Raw genomic sequence first — 15,512 nt, forward strand, 5'->3', positions numbered from 1 at the left:
TTTTTACAACACATAAGAGGGATTACCTGTGAAAGTATTAGCCTTTGCAGCAACGAACCACAAAGCATCAATCAACAAACAACTTGTGACTCATGCGGCCAACATCGTGGCGCAAAATACGGGTGCCGACGTTGAAGTGCTGGATCTAAACGATTACGAATTACCGCTCTACAGTATCGAGCGCCAGACGGAAAACGGTATGCATCCGTTGGCTCAACAGTTCTTCGATAAAGTTGGTGCAGCGGATGCGGTGCTGATTTCATTTGCTGAGCACAATGGTTCTTATGCCGCAGTGTATAAGAACTTATTTGATTGGGCGTCTCGTATCGATATGAAGGTATACCAAAACAAACCAACCGTTTTATTGGCAACATCTCCAGGACCTGGTGGTGCTGGAAACGTGTTGGCGGGGGCAGTGAACTCTGCGGGCTTTTTCGCAATGGATTTAAAAGGTAGCTTGTCAGTGCCTTCATTTAACGACAACTTCGATACGGATAAAGGTATTTTGGTCAACGAAGAGTTGTCTGCAAAACTAAAAGATATCCTAGCGGCGTTAGGTTAGCGCTTTATTCGCTGCTAGTTTTATGTTGGCGATGATTAGGTGATGAAAAAGCGGCTTTCAGCCGCTTTTTTTATTTTTCTTGATGCGAAAAACTCCTTAAGCAACTACTCATAAAGGAGTTAGAGGTAACTAAGTTTTCTGTTATGTTTTTGTAAGCTTTTCGTAAGAGGGGGGCTGGGGCATCTATTTTTAATAGATGATAATTATTTACCATTGAAAATATTTTATAAATGTAGATAATTCGCGCTGGATTTATTTATAAGGATAGTAAAGTCATGGATGTATCGAATAAAAATGATGGCACATTAAAGGATATTATATTTACGGCAGGAAAGTGGCAGTACTTCAAGCTTTGGGTCGTTAATATGGTACTTAGTATACTGTCATTAGGCATATACAGCGCTTGGGCAAAAGTTAGAAATACGCAATATATTTACGGCCATACTTTAGTTGATGGTGTGAGGCTAGAGTATTTAGCGCAGCCTTTGCAAATTCTAAAAGGGCGAATTGTCGCTTTGCTCTTATTGCTTTCCTATATAGTTTGTACGATTTTCTTTCCTCTTTTCAGTGCATTGATTTCGCTGATTATCTACGCTGTATACCCTTTGTTAATGGTAAAAGCACTTCGCTTTAATTTAAGACATACTTCATACCGAAAGGTTAGATTTGGCTTTTCTGGAAGTACTAAAAGTGCTTATTTCAACTTTTTGCTACTACCTATTCTAGGCACCTTGAGCTTAGGATTGGCAATGCCATGGGTATTGTTCCGTATTAACCAGTTTATTTATGGTAACTTACTATATGGTGATAAAAAATTTGAAATCAACATCAAATGCCGAGTTTTCTATAAGGCTGTTATCATATCAATTATTTCATTCTTAGTGCCTATAGCTGTCATTGCTCCTCTGCTATGGGGGAGTTTTTCCGATAATCCAATTATTTTAATTGGATCTATTTATGCATCTTATTTTATTGCATTCCTAGCGTTTTCTGTTTATTCAGTCCTAATTCGAAACCACATCGTTAACTCTTTAGAAGTGAAAGATATTATGTCTTTCAAATCAAACCTTGGTTTTGGACGCTATTTCTGGACGGTGTTTAGCAATTTGATAATGATTATTTTTAGTGTTGGTTTACTATTTCCAGTGGCTAGAGTTCGAATGCTTAGTGTTCTCTACTCAGCAACACAAGTTGTATTGTATCCGGGAATAGAGGAACTCTCATCCTCTTCGAATGAGCTTGATTCTGCATTAGGAGAAGAAGTATCAAGCTTCTTTGATGCTGGCTTATCACTCTCTTAGGTAAGATACGTGATTCAAATATCAGGTTTGTATCAAAGTGCCACTTCATCTCGTGTAGATGAAGTGGTTTTGTCTTTAAAAGAGGGTGTTATCTTAATAAGAAGTGGTGATGCCATTTCAGAACAATTTAATTATTCCTCTTGTAAAATTAATTCAACTCTCCCTGGGGTTCCGACGAGTATTACTCTTCCAAATGGTGCGGTGTTTACTCCTCATACGACAGGATTCAAGTGGCCAGCTAAAAAGCAAAGATGGTCTGAACTGCTTAATCAATTAGAGAGTAAATGGCATCTAGTGTTAGCCTCAGTTGCCGCTCTAATATTATGTGTATTTCTTTTTATCCAAAGTGGTGTACCACTTTTGTCAAAATATATTGCGTTATGGCTACCCAGTTCTGTCTCTGAAGTAATGGGGAAGCAAACATTACTTGCATTGGATAAGCTTCATGTATTTGAAGTAAGTTCTCTTGAGCAGCGTAAACAAGAAGAAGTTCGTGCTCGCTGGGATCGTTTGTTGGCACAATCAGACCTTTCTATCACTGGTTATTCGCTGAGATTTCGTAGTTGGAGTAATGGTCCAAATGCATTGGCATTAGCGGATGGTACGGTGATTGTCACGGACAGTCTTGTTAAGTTGATGGCAGAAGATCTACGGCAGCTTGACGCTATTTTGCTTCACGAAATAGGACATATTGAGAATCGACATGTTTTGCAAGCTGCAATAAGGTCAACAATCATAACAACACTCTATACCCTTATTTTGGGTGACCTAGATGGGATTGCAGAATCCATTTTGGGCTCAGGGGTGAGCCTAATTGACTTAGCTTTCTCTCGTGATATGGAAAGAGAAGCTGATGAGTATGCTTATCAAAGTCTCAAAAACTTGGGCCGTCCAATGTATGACTTTTCTGATGCACTGAAGACATTAAAAGAGGTATATGAAGTCGATGGGGAGAGTGATCATTGGCAGTATTTAAGTTCTCATCCCGATATTGATCAGCGTATTCAAGCTCAATCTGAAGATTGAGCTTGAAGATAAAGCCTATAGATTTTCTTCTGCAAACTCAGCTAGACGGCTTCGTTCGATGCCATTTACATGCATGATACTGGTGTATTTAAAGGCCTTACAACGCTCAACCAAATAGGTCAAACCTGAAGTAAGGGGAGTGATGTATTTGTTGTCAATTTGAGCAAGGTTGCCTAAAACAATGATTTTCGAGTTCACTCCCACACGAGTGACGATGGATTTCAACTGAAACTGTGTTAAGCCTTGTGCCTCATCGACAATGATTAACGCGTTATTGAATGAACGGCCACGCATAAAGTTTAGAGATTTGAACTGGATATTGGCTTTTTGTTTAACGTAATCAATGCTGCTGACGGCGTGCTCATCGCTACCGTGCAGGATTTCAAGGTTATCGTCAAAAGCTGCCAGCCAGGGTGCCATTTTCTCTTCCTCGGTTCCGGGTAAGAAACCAATGTCTTCGGCTAAAGGTGGTGTAGAGCGCGCGACGATAATTTTATTAAAGCGTTTTTCTTCCATCGTCACATGAAGTCCGTAGGCAAGCGCTAATAAAGTCTTACCTGAGCCTGCAGGCCCAGTCATAATCATCATGTCACTGTTGTCGTGACGCAGAAGATAAAACGCCATGGCTTGTTCCAAGTTGCGCGGAGTGATGCCCCAGAAAGACTGGTGCATTAAGCTTGAGCGATTGATATCGAGTAAGTACACATGGTTCTCATCAATATTCACTACAAAACCACTGAACTCATCTTCGTCTATCACGAACATATTTAAATAAAGTTCTTCTGGAAGCTCTGCTTTGGAAATCTTATGGACCGTATGAACTCCGTGGGTTTCTGTAGAGACATTGGAAATATTATCCCAGAAATGTCCTTCGACACTGACGTAACCTTTGTTCAGTAGATCAACGTCGTCTAGCACTTTGTCTTTGCGGTAATCTTCAACGCGCTCTAATCCTGAGCCCTTGGCTTTGATGCGCATGTTGATGTCTTTGGTAACAAGGCAAGCACTGGCTCTAGGGTTGGTGGCTTGAAGGCTTAGTGCAACGTTAATAATACGATTGTCGTTGGCGTGATTATGATTGCCATTTAAGAAGGGGACATTGTCCAATTGCGTGATTTGTTGGTCTGGATAAATGGCCAGAGTGCCATTGCCTTTACTGATTTGTCCGCAATCTGGCGAATGTATTGGAACGCCATTTTGCAATTCTTTTGGGCTGGCATCCCCGACGATTTTATCAATGATGTTGATGGCTAGGCGTGCTTCTCGGCTGACGTCTTTATCTCTGCGATCCTTTATCTCGTCCAACTCTTCGAGCACCGTCATCGGGATGACGACTTTGTGTTCCGCAAAGGCGTAAATGGCCATTGGGTCATGAAGTAAAACGTTGGTATCTAACACATAGATCTTTTCCATAGTACTTCTCTCCTCTATATAGAGATAAAAATCCATTCACTGTGTACTTATATTCTTTTCAGGAAGTGCCTCCGTTTCAATTGAGAGTATTTTGAGTGTATGACAAAAATGCGACAAGCGCTAAGCATCATCAAAAATTTATACCAAATGATGGCCAATAAAAAAGCCCCAATCGCAATACCGATTGGGGCTTTTAATTTGCTTTTTGCGAGAGAAAAAATTACTCGTCTAGGAAGCTACGTAGATGCTCAGAGCGACTTGGGTGACGTAGCTTACGCAGAGCCTTAGCCTCGATCTGACGAATACGCTCACGAGTTACGTCGAACTGCTTACCCACTTCTTCTAGAGTGTGGTCAGTGTTCATGTCGATACCGAAACGCATGCGCAGTACTTTGGCTTCACGAGCGGTTAGACCTGCAAGAACCATAGTCGTTGATTCTTTAAGGCCTTCGATGGTTGCGGTATCGCTTGGTGATACTGCGCCATCGTCCTCGATGAAATCACCTAGGTGCGAATCTTCATCATCGCCGATTGGTGTTTCCATTGAGATCGGCTCTTTAGCGATCTTCAGTACTTTACGGATCTTGTCTTCTGGCATGTCCATACGCACAGCCAACTCTTCTGGCGTCGCTTCACGACCCATTTCCTGAAGCATTTGACGAGAGATACGGTTCAACTTGTTGATCGTCTCAATCATATGCACAGGAATACGAATGGTACGTGCTTGGTCAGCAATCGAACGCGTGATGGCCTGACGGATCCACCAAGTTGCGTATGTCGAGAACTTGTAACCACGACGGTATTCGAACTTATCTACCGCTTTCATCAGACCGATGTTACCTTCTTGGATCAAGTCCAAGAACTGTAGACCACGGTTGGTGTACTTCTTAGCGATCGAGATAACCAGACGTAAGTTTGCTTCAACCATTTCTTTCTTAGCACGACGAGCACGTGTCTCACCGATAGAAATACGACGGTTGATTTCTTTCAATTCAGCCACTGATAAGCCAGTGTCTTTTTCGATGCCGCGTAATTTACGCTGGCAACGCATAAATTCTGCTTCGTTTTCACGAAGGCCATCAGCGTATGATGCACCTGAATCAATGCACTCTTGAATCCAGTTAGGGTTCGTTTCATTGTTAGGGAAACGCTTCAAGAATTCTGTACGAGGCATCATCGCTTTGCGCACACAAAGTTGCATGATCAAACGCTCTTGCTCACGCAGTTTGTCCATGCGAGAACGGATACGATCGATTAGATCATCAAACAATTTTGGCGCTAGCTTGATCGGTGCAAACATGACGCTTAGCTCTTCTTGCTTAGCCGCCACTTCTGGCGTACCGCGCTCATGTTGCTCAAGCAGAACTAGAAGTTCTTTGTATACACGACGGATTTCACCAAAACGTAATGCAGTTTCCTCTGGATCAGGACCGCTTTCTGTTTCGCTTTCATCGTCATCGCTGTCGTCATCGTCATCAGAGTCGTCATCGCTGTCTTCTTCGACTTCTTCTTCAACGCTTTCTTCAAGCTCTTCGAAGACTGGCTCTTCGCCATCGCCATCGATAAAGCCGCTGAAGATGTCGCTCAAGCGACCTTCTTCTTCCAACGTTCTGTCGTAAGTGTCGAGTAGTAGGTCTACCGCACCAGGGAAGTACGACAATGCCGCCATCACTTCACGAGTACCTTCTTCGATACGCTTCGCGATAGCGATCTCTCCAGCACGAGTAAGCAGTTCAACGGTACCCATTTCACGCATGTACATTCGTACAGGGTCGGTGGTGCGGGTCACATCACCTTCTACTGCGGCCAGTGCCGCGGCTGCTTCTTCAGCAGCATCATCATCTGTTGAATCACCTTCTTCCATCAGAAGGCTTTCTTTATCAGGCGCGTATTCAGAAACCACGATGCCCATGTCATTAATCATGGCAATGATTTCTTCAACCTGCTCTGGGTCAGAAAGGTCATCAGGTAGGTGGTCATTAACTTCAGCGAAAGTTAAATAACCTTGTTCTTTACCTTTGGCGATCAGCTCTTTAAGACGTGACTGTTGAGTGTCTGGCATTCGACAACCTATCGTTTAGAAATTCGTTTGGGAGTTTAGCAAGCCGCGTATTATAACAAAAAACTTCGTTTTTATCCAGATATTCTGTTGGCTATTGGGCAATAATTAGTCAATTATTTTGACTTCTTCTTGCGCAACTGATCCATTAGAGCGCGGAGTTCTTGCTGTGTTTCAGGATTCTTTATGGCGTCATTACCACGGCTTTTCAACCGTTGGATGCTAGAATTTAATCCTAAGGCCTCAGATTGAAGTGTAATCCAATCCTCAACCTCTTGTTTGGCGTTGGTGATTTTTTGCTTCGTCGTGGCATCAGGGTGATTCAATAGAGCATAGACAGTTTCAAGTAAAGCCTGATTTTTCTCTTGAACAAGGAAGTGTCCAGTATTGTGGCTAGGGTGTTTAGAGAAATAACGCCAAACACGACTAAAGGCTTGACGATCCGGCGTGTCACCTGACAACAGTGGATCAGGAACATCCACTTCTTGAGCAATGGCTGGATGCATCAGTATACATAACGTGGCATGAGCAATCCGTTCTAATTTAGGTTGCATAGAGAGGGGGGCGAAGGTCTCTTGGTCTTGCCACTTACCCTTTCCTTTCCATTGGCCTTGCCCCTTCTTGCCCTTAAAGCCTTTATTGTTAAAGCCTGGCTTTTTTGACTGCGTTGTTTGAGCAGGTACCATTTGGCCATCATCAGGGTAAGGTTGGTAGCCTGCATCATCGTAGCCTTGCGGTGCATAGCCATCGTCCATTTGATTATAGCCATAATCATCGTAATGATTGTTGTCAGGCGTTTGCGGCGCGTATTGATTCGACTGTGAATGGTCGTATTGCTTTGGAACAGGGGCTGCTGCAGCTAATGTATCTGAGCTTAGACCAGACTGCTCTGATAACTGCTTTATTAGTAATGAACGTAAGGTTGCTTCCGCTGGAATGCTTTGAATAAGTGACATTGCATTCTGGGTAAACTGTGCTTCGCCTTCTTCATCGGCCAAGGTCACTAAAGAACGTGCATGTTCAAATAACACGTGCGCTAGGGAAGAGGAATCTTCTAATAGATTCTGGAAGCCTTCGGCGCCTTCTTTACGAACCAGTGAGTCGGGATCCTCTCCTTCTGGTAAAAATAAGAAACGCACCTGTTTGCCATTCTGGATAACTGGAAGAGTCGCTTCTAATCCGCGAATGGCGGCCGCGCGACCGGCTTTGTCCCCATCAAAGCAGAGTGTGACTTTATCTACCAGTTTGAACAGCTTTTTGAAGTGTTGGCTGTTCACCGAAGTGCCAAGAGTCGCCACCGCATTGGTGATACCGTACTGTGCCAGTACGATAACATCCATGTAGCCTTCGACAACGATGATATGGTCTAGCGTTGTGGTATTTTGCTTGGCTTCATAAAGACCATAGAGCTCAAGGTTTTTATGGAAAACAGGGGTTTCTGGAGAGTTTAAGTACTTCGGCTTTTCATCGCCAAAAGCACGCCCACCAAAGGCGATGACGCGACCGCGAGTGTCGCGAATAGGGAACATAATACGATCACGAAAACGATCGTAGTAATGTCCTGCCTGCTCTTTCTTTTCGATCAGCATACCGCCTTGTAGTAGCTGCTCTTGTTGCTCGGCACGTGTGCCCAGCTTTTTCAATAAATTGTCCCAGCCAGGTGGTGCAAAACCAAGGCCGTAAACTTTGGCAATTTGTCCGGTTAAGCCACGATCATTGGCTAAGTAGTGGCGTGCTTTGTCCTTGTGAGGGCTTTGGGTGAGTTGCTCTTGGAAGTAAGTTGCGCACTCACTTAAACGCTTGAGTAATTCACTGTTTTGCTCATAACGGTCTGGAACGCCTTGTTCACGTGGTACTTCCATACCTGCGTCTTTGGCCAGTACTTCAATCGCTTCAACGAAGTCTAGGTGGTCATGTTCCATGACAAAGGAGATGGCATTGCCGCCCGCACCACAACCAAAGCAATAGTAAAACTGCTTATTAGGATTAAGACTAAAAGAAGGAGATTTTTCGTTATGAAACGGACAAAGAGCAGAGTAGTTTTGGCCGGTCTTTTTTAAGGTGATGCGAGACGCAACCACATCAGTGATATCGGTACGAGCCAGTAGCTCATCAATAAATTGATCTGGAATACGTCCCGCCATAGTCTTGCTATTAGCCTAGTAATGCTTTTACTTGTTTGCTAACAACCGACATATCGCCACGGCCTTGAACTTGTGGTTTAACAATGGCCATCACTGCACCCATTTGTTGCATGCTGGTTGCACCTGTTTCAGCAATGGCTGCTTTGACGATATCAGTCACTTCTTCCTCGGTAAGTTGCTGCGGTAAGAATTCTGCAATAACGTCCATCTCTTTCTTTTCGATTTCCGCTAGGTCTTCACGACCACCGTCAGTGAACTGTTGGAAAGAGTCTTTACGCTGTTTCACCATCTTATCCAGAATTGCCAATACGCGATCATCTTCCACTTCGATACGTTCATCAACTTCTACACGTTTGATTTCAGCTTGGATAGAACGAATGATGGTAACGCGCTCTTTTTCTTTAGCACGCATTGATGTTTTAAGAGTATCGGAGATCAATTTTTTCAATTCTGACATGGTTGTCTTCCTCAGGAATGGGCAATCGTGTTATTGAAACAAAAAAAATCGGCTAGTTATAGAACTAGCCGATTTCTTATCGTAAAGCTTTTCAACTCTACTGCAATCGGTATTGCTTAAAATTAAGCAATGAGTAATTGCTTAGTATAGGCGTTGGAATTTCTTCTGTTCGCGAGATACTTTCTTAGCGTGACGCTTAACAGCTGCAGCTGCTGCACGCTTACGTAGAGTAGTTGGTTTTTCGTAGCACTCACGGCGACGAACTTCAGCTAGGATACCTGCTTTTTCGCAAGAACGCTTGAAGCGACGTAGTGCAATGTCAAATGGTTCGTTATCTTTAACTTTAACTGCTGGCATATCTATTTACCTATAAAAAATTTAGTCGTTTGTATACACAAAACGGCGCGAATCATACCGATTTTTCAACATAAAATAAAATGGTACGAGCCGTAATGTGCGGCTTTCACAGTGTGTGTACCCAAATGTTGTACAAAAATTCTCTTTGGGTGCCCCTAAACTTAGTGATCCCTAGCTCTAATTATAGAGTCTTAGTAGGGAGAGGGACGGGAAAAAATCACCTGCCTTTTAATTAAACGATCAAATCGGGGCGTATTGTACAGGAATCATCCTGTCTTTGTCTAATGCTTTCCTTACTTGCTCAGTTATCTGCATCAATACTCTCTACGTTGTCTAAGCAGTTTGGGTTACAATGACGCCATTAGCGAACAGCGTAGGAATACCATGAAAGTTTTAGGCTTAGAGACTTCTTGTGATGAGACTGGTATCGCCATTTACGATACCGAAAAAGGTCTATTGACACATAAGATCTACACTCAAATTGCACAACATGCAGAATATGGCGGTGTGGTGCCGGAATTGGCATCGCGTGACCACGTGCGTAAAACCTTACCTTTAATCGACGAAGTGTTGGCGGATGCTAACCTGAAAAAGTCGGATCTGGATGCAGTGGCTTATACCTCAGGCCCAGGCCTGGTTGGAGCATTGATGGCGGGGGCGACCATCGGCCGTTCTATGGCGTATTCCTTAGGCATTCCTGCTTTAGGTGTTCACCATATGGAAGGTCACTTGTTGGCGCCGATGTTGGAAGAAAAACAGCCAAAAATGCCGTTTATTGCTTTGTTGGTGTCAGGTGGTCATACACAACTAGTGCGTGTTGATTCGATTGGCCAATACAAGCTTTTGGGACAGTCTCTAGACGATGCAGCTGGTGAAGCGTTCGATAAAGCCGCGAAGATGATTGGTTTGCCGTATCCTGGAGGCCCTTACATTGCGAAGCTGGCTCAGACTGGCAACCCTGATGCGGGGATTAAGTTTCCACGTCCGATGACAGACCGTCCGGGGTTAGATTTTAGCTTTAGTGGCTTGAAAACAGCGTTTCTAACGGCTGTGCACGATGCGTTGGATCGTGATGGTTTCAATGATCAATTCCAAGCGGATATTGCTTTGGCATTTGAGCAAGCCATCGTTGATACTTTAGTGATCAAATGTCGTCGAGCGCTTGAACAAGAAGGCCTGACGCAACTCATTATTGCTGGTGGTGTAAGCGCGAATAAGCGATTGCAAAGTCAGTTGGAAACTCAATTGTCGAAAATTAACTCAAGTGTTTTTTATGCTCGTCCTGAATTTTGTACCGATAACGGTGCCATGATTGCTTATGCCGGAGCTCAGCGATTGTTGGCAGGGCAGAGCTCCCCATTGAATTTATCGATTCGCGCTCGCTGGCCATTGTCAGATTTGCCGGATATTAGTGAGGAGGTCTAATCATGCAAGACATCGTGTTTATTGAAGGCCTGCATACCAAGGCGGTCATCGGTGTGTACGATTGGGAAAAAGTGATCTGGCAAGATTTAGTATTTGATGTGGAGATGGAGCATGACAATCGTGTGCCCGCAGCCAATGACGATATTAATAAAACATTGGATTATGAAGCGATTTCAAATGCCATCACTGGCTTTTGTAAAGAGCACCAATTTGAGTTGATTGAAACGTTAGCTGAACGCTTGTGTGCGGTTCTGATTGATCGCTTTGGTCTTACCTCAATCACTATGACATTGCGCAAACCTGGCGCAGTGCCTGCTGCCCGCGCCGTTGGTGTGAAGATTCGCCGTAGCGCCTAGCTAGACTTTTAACAGGAGCGGATTGTTAAGCTTTTCAAGGGCTTCAATCCGTGCTTGTTTTAACGCTTGTCCCAATTCTGCCCCAGAAAATCCCTGCTTAATTAAAGTTTGAGCATTCACCTTCGCAATGCTGGCGCGAAGGGCTAGCCAATGTTTTGCTTCCGTTCCGGTCAAATGGGACAAAATGCTGATCAGCTTCTCAAATGGCTGCGGTTTCTTGATCGCAGCAATACTGCTTAACCAAGCTTCCCAAGTCATGCCATCCAATGGCAATGTATAGGTTTCAATAAACAACCGGATTTGTTCGCTGAACCAGCAGAATTGATTGGGAGCACGTAAATAGGCATTAAGCTCGGTCAGCGCCGCGACAGGTGTCTCTGCGGTGATTAAGCTCCAGCGAGCATGCTTGTCCCATTCCTTTGCCAGTTGCTGCGTATGGTATGCCAGTTTCGGGAAGAGGTGTTCCAAGGCACCCACTTCTTGCAAAACGTCAAAGTATACATGGGCATAGTCACTTTGCAGGGCATTTTCGGTTTCACGCCAAACACGCTCTGGCGTCAAACTGTTCAACTCACCTGACTTTGCGATGGCAGCCATCAGAGCCTTGGTTTCTGGCGCAATGTGAAAGCCAAAACTCGCGAAGCGCGCCATAAATCGTGCCACGCGCAGCACTCGAAGTGGGTCTTCAATGAAGGCATCCGATACATGACGTAGCACCCGTTTTTCGAGGTCTTGTTGACCATGAAAAGGGTCAATTAAGACACCATCATCTGCTTTGGCAATGGCGTTGATGGTTAGATCTCGGCGCTCGAGGTCTTCTTCCAAGCGAATGTCGGGGGCAAAGTCGCAAACAAAACCTGTGTAGCCAATGCCTTGTTTACGTTCTTTACGAGCTAGTGCGTATTCTTCTTTGGTTTTAGGATGTAGAAAAACTGGAAACTGCTTACCAACTTGTTGGAAGCCTTGCTGCAACATATGGTCTGGGGTAGTGCCCGTCACGACCCAGTCCTTGTCTTTTACTGGCAAGCCAAGTAACTCGTCTCGAACTGCGCCACCAACGAGGTAGACCGTTGCTTCTGACAGCATTAACCTTGCTCGCACTGCTCAGGGAACATGGCGCTCCATTGGCTAAAGCCGCCATTTAATGAGTAGACTTCTTCGAAGCCTTGGCTGGCTAAAAATTCTGCAGCACCTTTGCTGCTGTTGCCGTGGTAGCAGCAGACAATCACAGCTTGGCTTTTATTGCTTTCCTCAATAAATGCCTGAACGTTATCGTTGTTCAGGTTGATGGCAGCGTTCATATGGCTGGTTTGAAAACTCACCGCATCGCGGATGTCGACGACGATGGCATTGTTTTCAAGTAGGGGAAGGGCATCATTGATATCGATACAAGAATAGGTGCTCATGGTTCTCTCAATTCATGTTACAAGGAGTGCTGAAACGCTGGTTATCATCCAGTCGTAAAGCTGTCAGGGCTCCACCCCAAACGCAGCCTGTATCCAATGCATGGATGTTCGGCGTTTGAGTTATGCCTTCTAATGCTGCCCAGTGACCGAAGACGACACGTGTGTCTTGTGGTAGTCGGTTAGGGAAGGTGAACCAGGGCTGGTACCCTTGACGGGCGCTCTCCGGCCCTTCTTTGGATTTTAGATCTAGCTTGCTGTCAGCACGACAAAAACGCATACGGGTCAGATAGTTGGTGATGGCTCTTAAGCGATCCATACCATTAAGTGACTCTGACCATGTGTCCGGTTTATTACCATACATGACCTGAAGAAATTCCTCCAGTTGCTCTGAGCGCAACACGGACTCAACCTCGTGACTGTAGCGAAGGACATCTTCTATGTTCCAACATGGCGGAACCCCTGCATGGGTCATCAGCACATTAAAATCGGGGTCATAGTGAGCCAGAGGTTGCTGTCTTAGCCACGTCATCAGTTCGTCACGATCGCTGGCTTGCAGGATGTTCATTAAGGTGTCGCCACGTTTCAACGTAGCAAAACCATGGGCAACAGCTAACAAATGTAAATCGTGGTTACCCAGCACAACCTTGCTTTTCTCTCCTAGAGAGCTAACAAAGCGTAACGTTTGCAGACACTCTTTGCCGCGGTTTATTAAGTCCCCTGCAAACCAAAGTGTATCGTTTTGATCGTCATACTGGATTTGTTCAAGGAGCTTCAGGAGGGGGGTAAAACAGCCCTGCAGGTCTCCGATGACGTAAGTTGCCATATTTCGCCTTAGTGAACTTTATTAGGTACCGCTAACGTGAACGGTGGGATTGGTGCATCAAATTCGCTGCCATCCTCACTTTGAAAACGGTAGCTGCCATGCATCACACCTACTACCGTATCAATAACTGTGCCACTTGTGTAATCGTAGGACTCGCCAGGTGCTAACAGAGGGTATTCACCGATGACGCCAGCACCTTTTACCTCTTGAACCTTCTCATTACCATTGGTGATGATCCAATGGCGTGATAGCAGTTTAGCGCTCTCAGTACCGCAGTTGGTCATGGTAATGTGATAGGCAAATACATAGCGCTCATCTTCCGGTACGGATTGCTCGGATAAGTATTCCGTACGAACTGTGACGATAATGTCTTGCTCTGGCAGCATGATTAACCTCTTTTGCTCACAAGGTTGGCAATACGGACGAAGTCGTCTACATCCAAACGTTCAGGGCGTAAGCTTGGATCAATCTCTAAGGCTGCAAATTCCTCGTCGTTGAGGACTCCTTTGTAGTTGTTGCGAAGCGTTTTACGACGTTGTTGGAAACCAATGCGTACCATGTCTTCAAGCATCTTTAGGTCTTCAGCGACACAAGGTAATGTTTTATGTGGCACCATACGAACGATCGCCGAATCTACTTTTGGTGGTGGGTCAAAAGACTCTGGTCCCACGATAAACAGAGACTCTACGCGACAGTAGTACTGCGCCATCACACTTAAACGACCGTACAGGTTGTCACCTGGGCGTGCCGCAAGGCGGTCGACCACTTCTTTCTGCAACATAAAATGCATGTCATCGATTTGCTCGGCAAAACTGAGCAAATGGAAGATCAGCGGAGTTGAAATGTTGTAAGGCAGGTTACCCACCACGCGAATGTTGCCATCCTGCGCCAGACTGGAAAAGTCGAATTTCATGGCATCGGCTTCATGAACGTTTAAATCTGGGTAACGGAATAAATTGACGCGCAAAATAGGAATCAAATCGCGGTCTAGTTCCACCACATCCATGCGTTTCGTAGCACTGATGATACCTTCCGTCAGGGCGCCTTTACCGGGGCCGATTTCAACAACACGCTGGCCCTCTTTGGGCGCAATGCAAGCGACGATACGGCGGATAATGCCGACATCATGAAGGAAGTTTTGGCCAAAGCGCTTACGGGCTTTATGGGGATGTGATTTACTCATTTAATGTCTTTTTTTGCGTTGGTTGCCATGGTAATGGCGTTTTCAATGGCAACTTTTAAGCTACCATCACTTGCTTGTCCGGTTCCCGCAAGATCGAGAGCCGTTCCGTGATCAACGGAGGTTCGGATAATCGGTAGGCCAAGGGTTATGTTCACCGCATTGCCAAATCCTGAGTACTTTAACACAGGTAAGCCTTGATCGTGATACATGGCCAGCACACAGTCTGCTTGTTCAAGGTATTTGTTCTGGAACAAAGTGTCAGCAGGAAGTGGACCAATCAAGTTTATTCCCTCTTTGCGCAGTTCGTTGAGTGTTGGAATGATGGTCTCTATTTCTTCACGGCCAAGGTGACCGTCTTCACCAGCATGAGGGTTTAAACCACATACCAAGATACGTGGCTGGTCACAGCCGAAACGCGTTTTTAAATCCCGATGCAAAGCACGTGTAACGGTTCTAATAGTATCAGGTGTGATAGCTGCTGGAATGTCTTTAAGGGGCAGGTGAGTGGTCACTAATGCAACGCGCATGGCTTGACTGGCAAGCATCATAACAACTTGTGGACTGTTACAAAGGTCTTGGAAAAACTCGGTGTGCCCCGAGAAATGTACTCCAGTTTCGCACAATACACCTTTATGTACAGGCGGCGTTACCACTGCATCAAAGTCGCCATCTAGGCAACCTTGACCAGTGATTCGTAACGTCTCTAATACATAAGGTGCATTTGCTACATCGAGTTTGCCGCATTCCACGTTTGAACCTAGCAAGGTTGGTAGAATTTGCACTTGTCCAGCTTGGTGGTCAGTGATCTGAGCGAGGTCACTGCAAACTTTAATCTCCAACTCTAAACCAAGCTGTCGTGCTCGTTGCCGAAAGAGCTCTGGATCTCCGACTACGACCAATTGCGCAGCAAAGTTGTCTTGCAGCGCACTTAGAATAATGTCTGGTCCAATACCAGCCGGTTCGCCAGATGTGATGGCAATACGTGGGTTCACCTATCTTC

Annotated in this window: 16 protein-coding genes; 5 read left to right on the plus strand and 11 right to left on the minus strand. The window is 45.0% G+C overall.

The genetic code is table 11. The features are described 5' to 3' along the window. Positions 1-28 precede the first annotated feature (28 nt). From JHD44_RS04055 to JHD44_RS19045, 3 genes are all read left to right on the plus strand, one after another. Positions 29-562, plus strand: a complete 534-nt coding sequence (locus JHD44_RS04055) for an NADPH-dependent FMN reductase (protein WP_199461324.1) — start codon at positions 29-31, stop codon at positions 560-562. A 275-nt stretch (positions 563-837) separates the two neighbouring features. Next, positions 838-1,863 carry a YjgN family protein gene (locus tag JHD44_RS04060; RefSeq protein ID WP_199461326.1) on the plus strand — a complete coding sequence of 342 codons (1,026 nt, stop codon included), beginning with the start codon at positions 838-840 and terminating at the stop codon, positions 1,861-1,863. A 9-nt stretch (positions 1,864-1,872) separates the two neighbouring features. After that, positions 1,873-2,889 carry a M48 family metallopeptidase gene (locus tag JHD44_RS19045; RefSeq protein WP_199461328.1) on the plus strand — a complete coding sequence of 339 codons (1,017 nt, stop codon included), beginning with the start codon at positions 1,873-1,875 and terminating at the stop codon, positions 2,887-2,889. Positions 2,890-2,904: 15 nt separating this feature from the next. Here JHD44_RS19045 and JHD44_RS04070 read toward each other — a convergent pair whose 3' ends face one another. The 5 genes from JHD44_RS04070 to rpsU all read right to left on the minus strand — a co-directional run bounded on the left by JHD44_RS04070 (position 2,905) and on the right by rpsU (position 9,319). Beyond that, positions 2,905-4,302 carry a PhoH family protein gene (locus tag JHD44_RS04070; protein WP_199461330.1) on the minus strand — a complete coding sequence of 466 codons (1,398 nt, stop codon included), beginning with the start codon at positions 4,300-4,302 and terminating at the stop codon, positions 2,905-2,907. A 220-nt stretch (positions 4,303-4,522) separates the two neighbouring features. Then, positions 4,523-6,364, minus strand: a complete 1,842-nt coding sequence (rpoD, locus tag JHD44_RS04075) for an RNA polymerase sigma factor RpoD (RefSeq protein WP_199461332.1) — start codon at positions 6,362-6,364, stop codon at positions 4,523-4,525. 113 nt (positions 6,365-6,477) lie between these two features. Then, complete coding sequence (dnaG, locus tag JHD44_RS04080; RefSeq protein WP_199461334.1) at positions 6,478-8,505, minus strand: DNA primase; 2,028 nt, start codon at positions 8,503-8,505, stop codon at positions 6,478-6,480. A gap of 10 nt (positions 8,506-8,515) precedes the next feature. Then, complete coding sequence (locus JHD44_RS04085) at positions 8,516-8,962, minus strand: GatB/YqeY domain-containing protein (protein ID WP_133563386.1); 447 nt, start codon at positions 8,960-8,962, stop codon at positions 8,516-8,518. Between the two features lie 141 nt (positions 8,963-9,103). After that, complete coding sequence (gene rpsU, locus JHD44_RS04090) at positions 9,104-9,319, minus strand: 30S ribosomal protein S21 (RefSeq protein WP_055463821.1); 216 nt, start codon at positions 9,317-9,319, stop codon at positions 9,104-9,106. Positions 9,320-9,703: 384 nt separating this feature from the next. Here rpsU and tsaD point away from each other — a divergent pair, with 384 nt between their 5' ends. Both tsaD and folB read left to right on the plus strand, forming a co-directional pair. Beyond that, positions 9,704-10,744, plus strand: a complete 1,041-nt coding sequence (gene tsaD, locus JHD44_RS04095) for a tRNA (adenosine(37)-N6)-threonylcarbamoyltransferase complex transferase subunit TsaD (protein ID WP_199461336.1) — start codon at positions 9,704-9,706, stop codon at positions 10,742-10,744. A gap of 2 nt (positions 10,745-10,746) precedes the next feature. Beyond that, positions 10,747-11,100, plus strand: a complete 354-nt coding sequence (gene folB / locus JHD44_RS04100) for a dihydroneopterin aldolase (RefSeq protein WP_199461338.1) — start codon at positions 10,747-10,749, stop codon at positions 11,098-11,100. Here folB and JHD44_RS04105 read toward each other — a convergent pair whose 3' ends face one another. Genes JHD44_RS04105 through pdxA form a run of 6 tightly spaced genes read right to left on the minus strand, consistent with a single transcriptional unit; the run spans position 11,101 to position 15,504 of the window. Next, positions 11,101-12,186 (minus strand): tRNA nucleotidyltransferase, encoded by a 1,086-nt coding sequence (locus JHD44_RS04105; RefSeq protein WP_199461340.1) that lies wholly within the window; start codon positions 12,184-12,186, stop codon positions 11,101-11,103. Beyond that, a complete protein-coding gene (glpE, locus tag JHD44_RS04110; RefSeq protein WP_199461342.1) occupies positions 12,186-12,506 on the minus strand; it encodes a thiosulfate sulfurtransferase GlpE in 321 nt (106 codons plus the stop codon). The genes JHD44_RS04105 and glpE overlap by 1 nt, the downstream gene beginning before the upstream one ends. Positions 12,507-12,513: 7 nt before the next feature. Next, the gene (locus tag JHD44_RS04115) at positions 12,514-13,329 is read right to left on the minus strand and encodes a symmetrical bis(5'-nucleosyl)-tetraphosphatase (protein ID WP_199461344.1); all 816 of its coding nucleotides are present in this window, start codon (positions 13,327-13,329) and stop codon (positions 12,514-12,516) included. An 8-nt stretch (positions 13,330-13,337) separates the two neighbouring features. Next, on the minus strand, positions 13,338-13,715 hold the full coding sequence (apaG, locus tag JHD44_RS04120) for a Co2+/Mg2+ efflux protein ApaG (RefSeq protein ID WP_199461346.1): 378 nt from the start codon (positions 13,713-13,715) through the stop codon (positions 13,338-13,340). A gap of 2 nt (positions 13,716-13,717) precedes the next feature. Further along, the gene (rsmA, locus tag JHD44_RS04125) at positions 13,718-14,512 is read right to left on the minus strand and encodes a 16S rRNA (adenine(1518)-N(6)/adenine(1519)-N(6))-dimethyltransferase RsmA (RefSeq protein WP_199461349.1); all 795 of its coding nucleotides are present in this window, start codon (positions 14,510-14,512) and stop codon (positions 13,718-13,720) included. Next, the gene (gene pdxA / locus JHD44_RS04130) at positions 14,509-15,504 is read right to left on the minus strand and encodes a 4-hydroxythreonine-4-phosphate dehydrogenase PdxA (protein WP_199461351.1); all 996 of its coding nucleotides are present in this window, start codon (positions 15,502-15,504) and stop codon (positions 14,509-14,511) included. Before pdxA ends, rsmA begins: the two co-directional genes overlap by 4 nt. Positions 15,505-15,512: the final 8 nt, after the last annotated feature.

This window comes from Marinomonas ostreistagni, from assembly GCF_016461785.1.
GTDB lineage: Bacteria > Pseudomonadota > Gammaproteobacteria > Pseudomonadales > Marinomonadaceae > Marinomonas > Marinomonas ostreistagni_A.

Excerpts from the sequence above, each read along its gene's own strand:
- JHD44_RS04060 (WP_199461326.1), top strand. The coding sequence starts at position 838 with ATGGATGTATCGAATAAAAATGATGGCACATTAAAGGATATTATATTT.
- JHD44_RS04070 (WP_199461330.1), bottom strand. The coding sequence starts at position 4,302 with ATGGAAAAGATCTATGTGTTAGATACCAACGTTTTACTTCATGACCCA.
- rpoD (WP_199461332.1), bottom strand. The coding sequence starts at position 6,364 with ATGCCAGACACTCAACAGTCACGTCTTAAAGAGCTGATCGCCAAAGGT.
- dnaG (WP_199461334.1), bottom strand. The coding sequence starts at position 8,505 with ATGGCGGGACGTATTCCAGATCAATTTATTGATGAGCTACTGGCTCGT.
- JHD44_RS04085 (WP_133563386.1), bottom strand. The coding sequence starts at position 8,962 with ATGTCAGAATTGAAAAAATTGATCTCCGATACTCTTAAAACATCAATG.
- rpsU (WP_055463821.1), bottom strand. The coding sequence starts at position 9,319 with ATGCCAGCAGTTAAAGTTAAAGATAACGAACCATTTGACATTGCACTA.
- tsaD (WP_199461336.1), top strand. The coding sequence starts at position 9,704 with ATGAAAGTTTTAGGCTTAGAGACTTCTTGTGATGAGACTGGTATCGCC.
- folB (WP_199461338.1), top strand. The coding sequence starts at position 10,747 with ATGCAAGACATCGTGTTTATTGAAGGCCTGCATACCAAGGCGGTCATC.
- JHD44_RS04105 (WP_199461340.1), bottom strand. The coding sequence starts at position 12,186 with ATGCTGTCAGAAGCAACGGTCTACCTCGTTGGTGGCGCAGTTCGAGAC.
- glpE (WP_199461342.1), bottom strand. The coding sequence starts at position 12,506 with ATGAGCACCTATTCTTGTATCGATATCAATGATGCCCTTCCCCTACTT.
- JHD44_RS04115 (WP_199461344.1), bottom strand. The coding sequence starts at position 13,329 with ATGGCAACTTACGTCATCGGAGACCTGCAGGGCTGTTTTACCCCCCTC.
- apaG (WP_199461346.1), bottom strand. The coding sequence starts at position 13,715 with ATGCTGCCAGAGCAAGACATTATCGTCACAGTTCGTACGGAATACTTA.
- rsmA (WP_199461349.1), bottom strand. The coding sequence starts at position 14,512 with ATGAGTAAATCACATCCCCATAAAGCCCGTAAGCGCTTTGGCCAAAAC.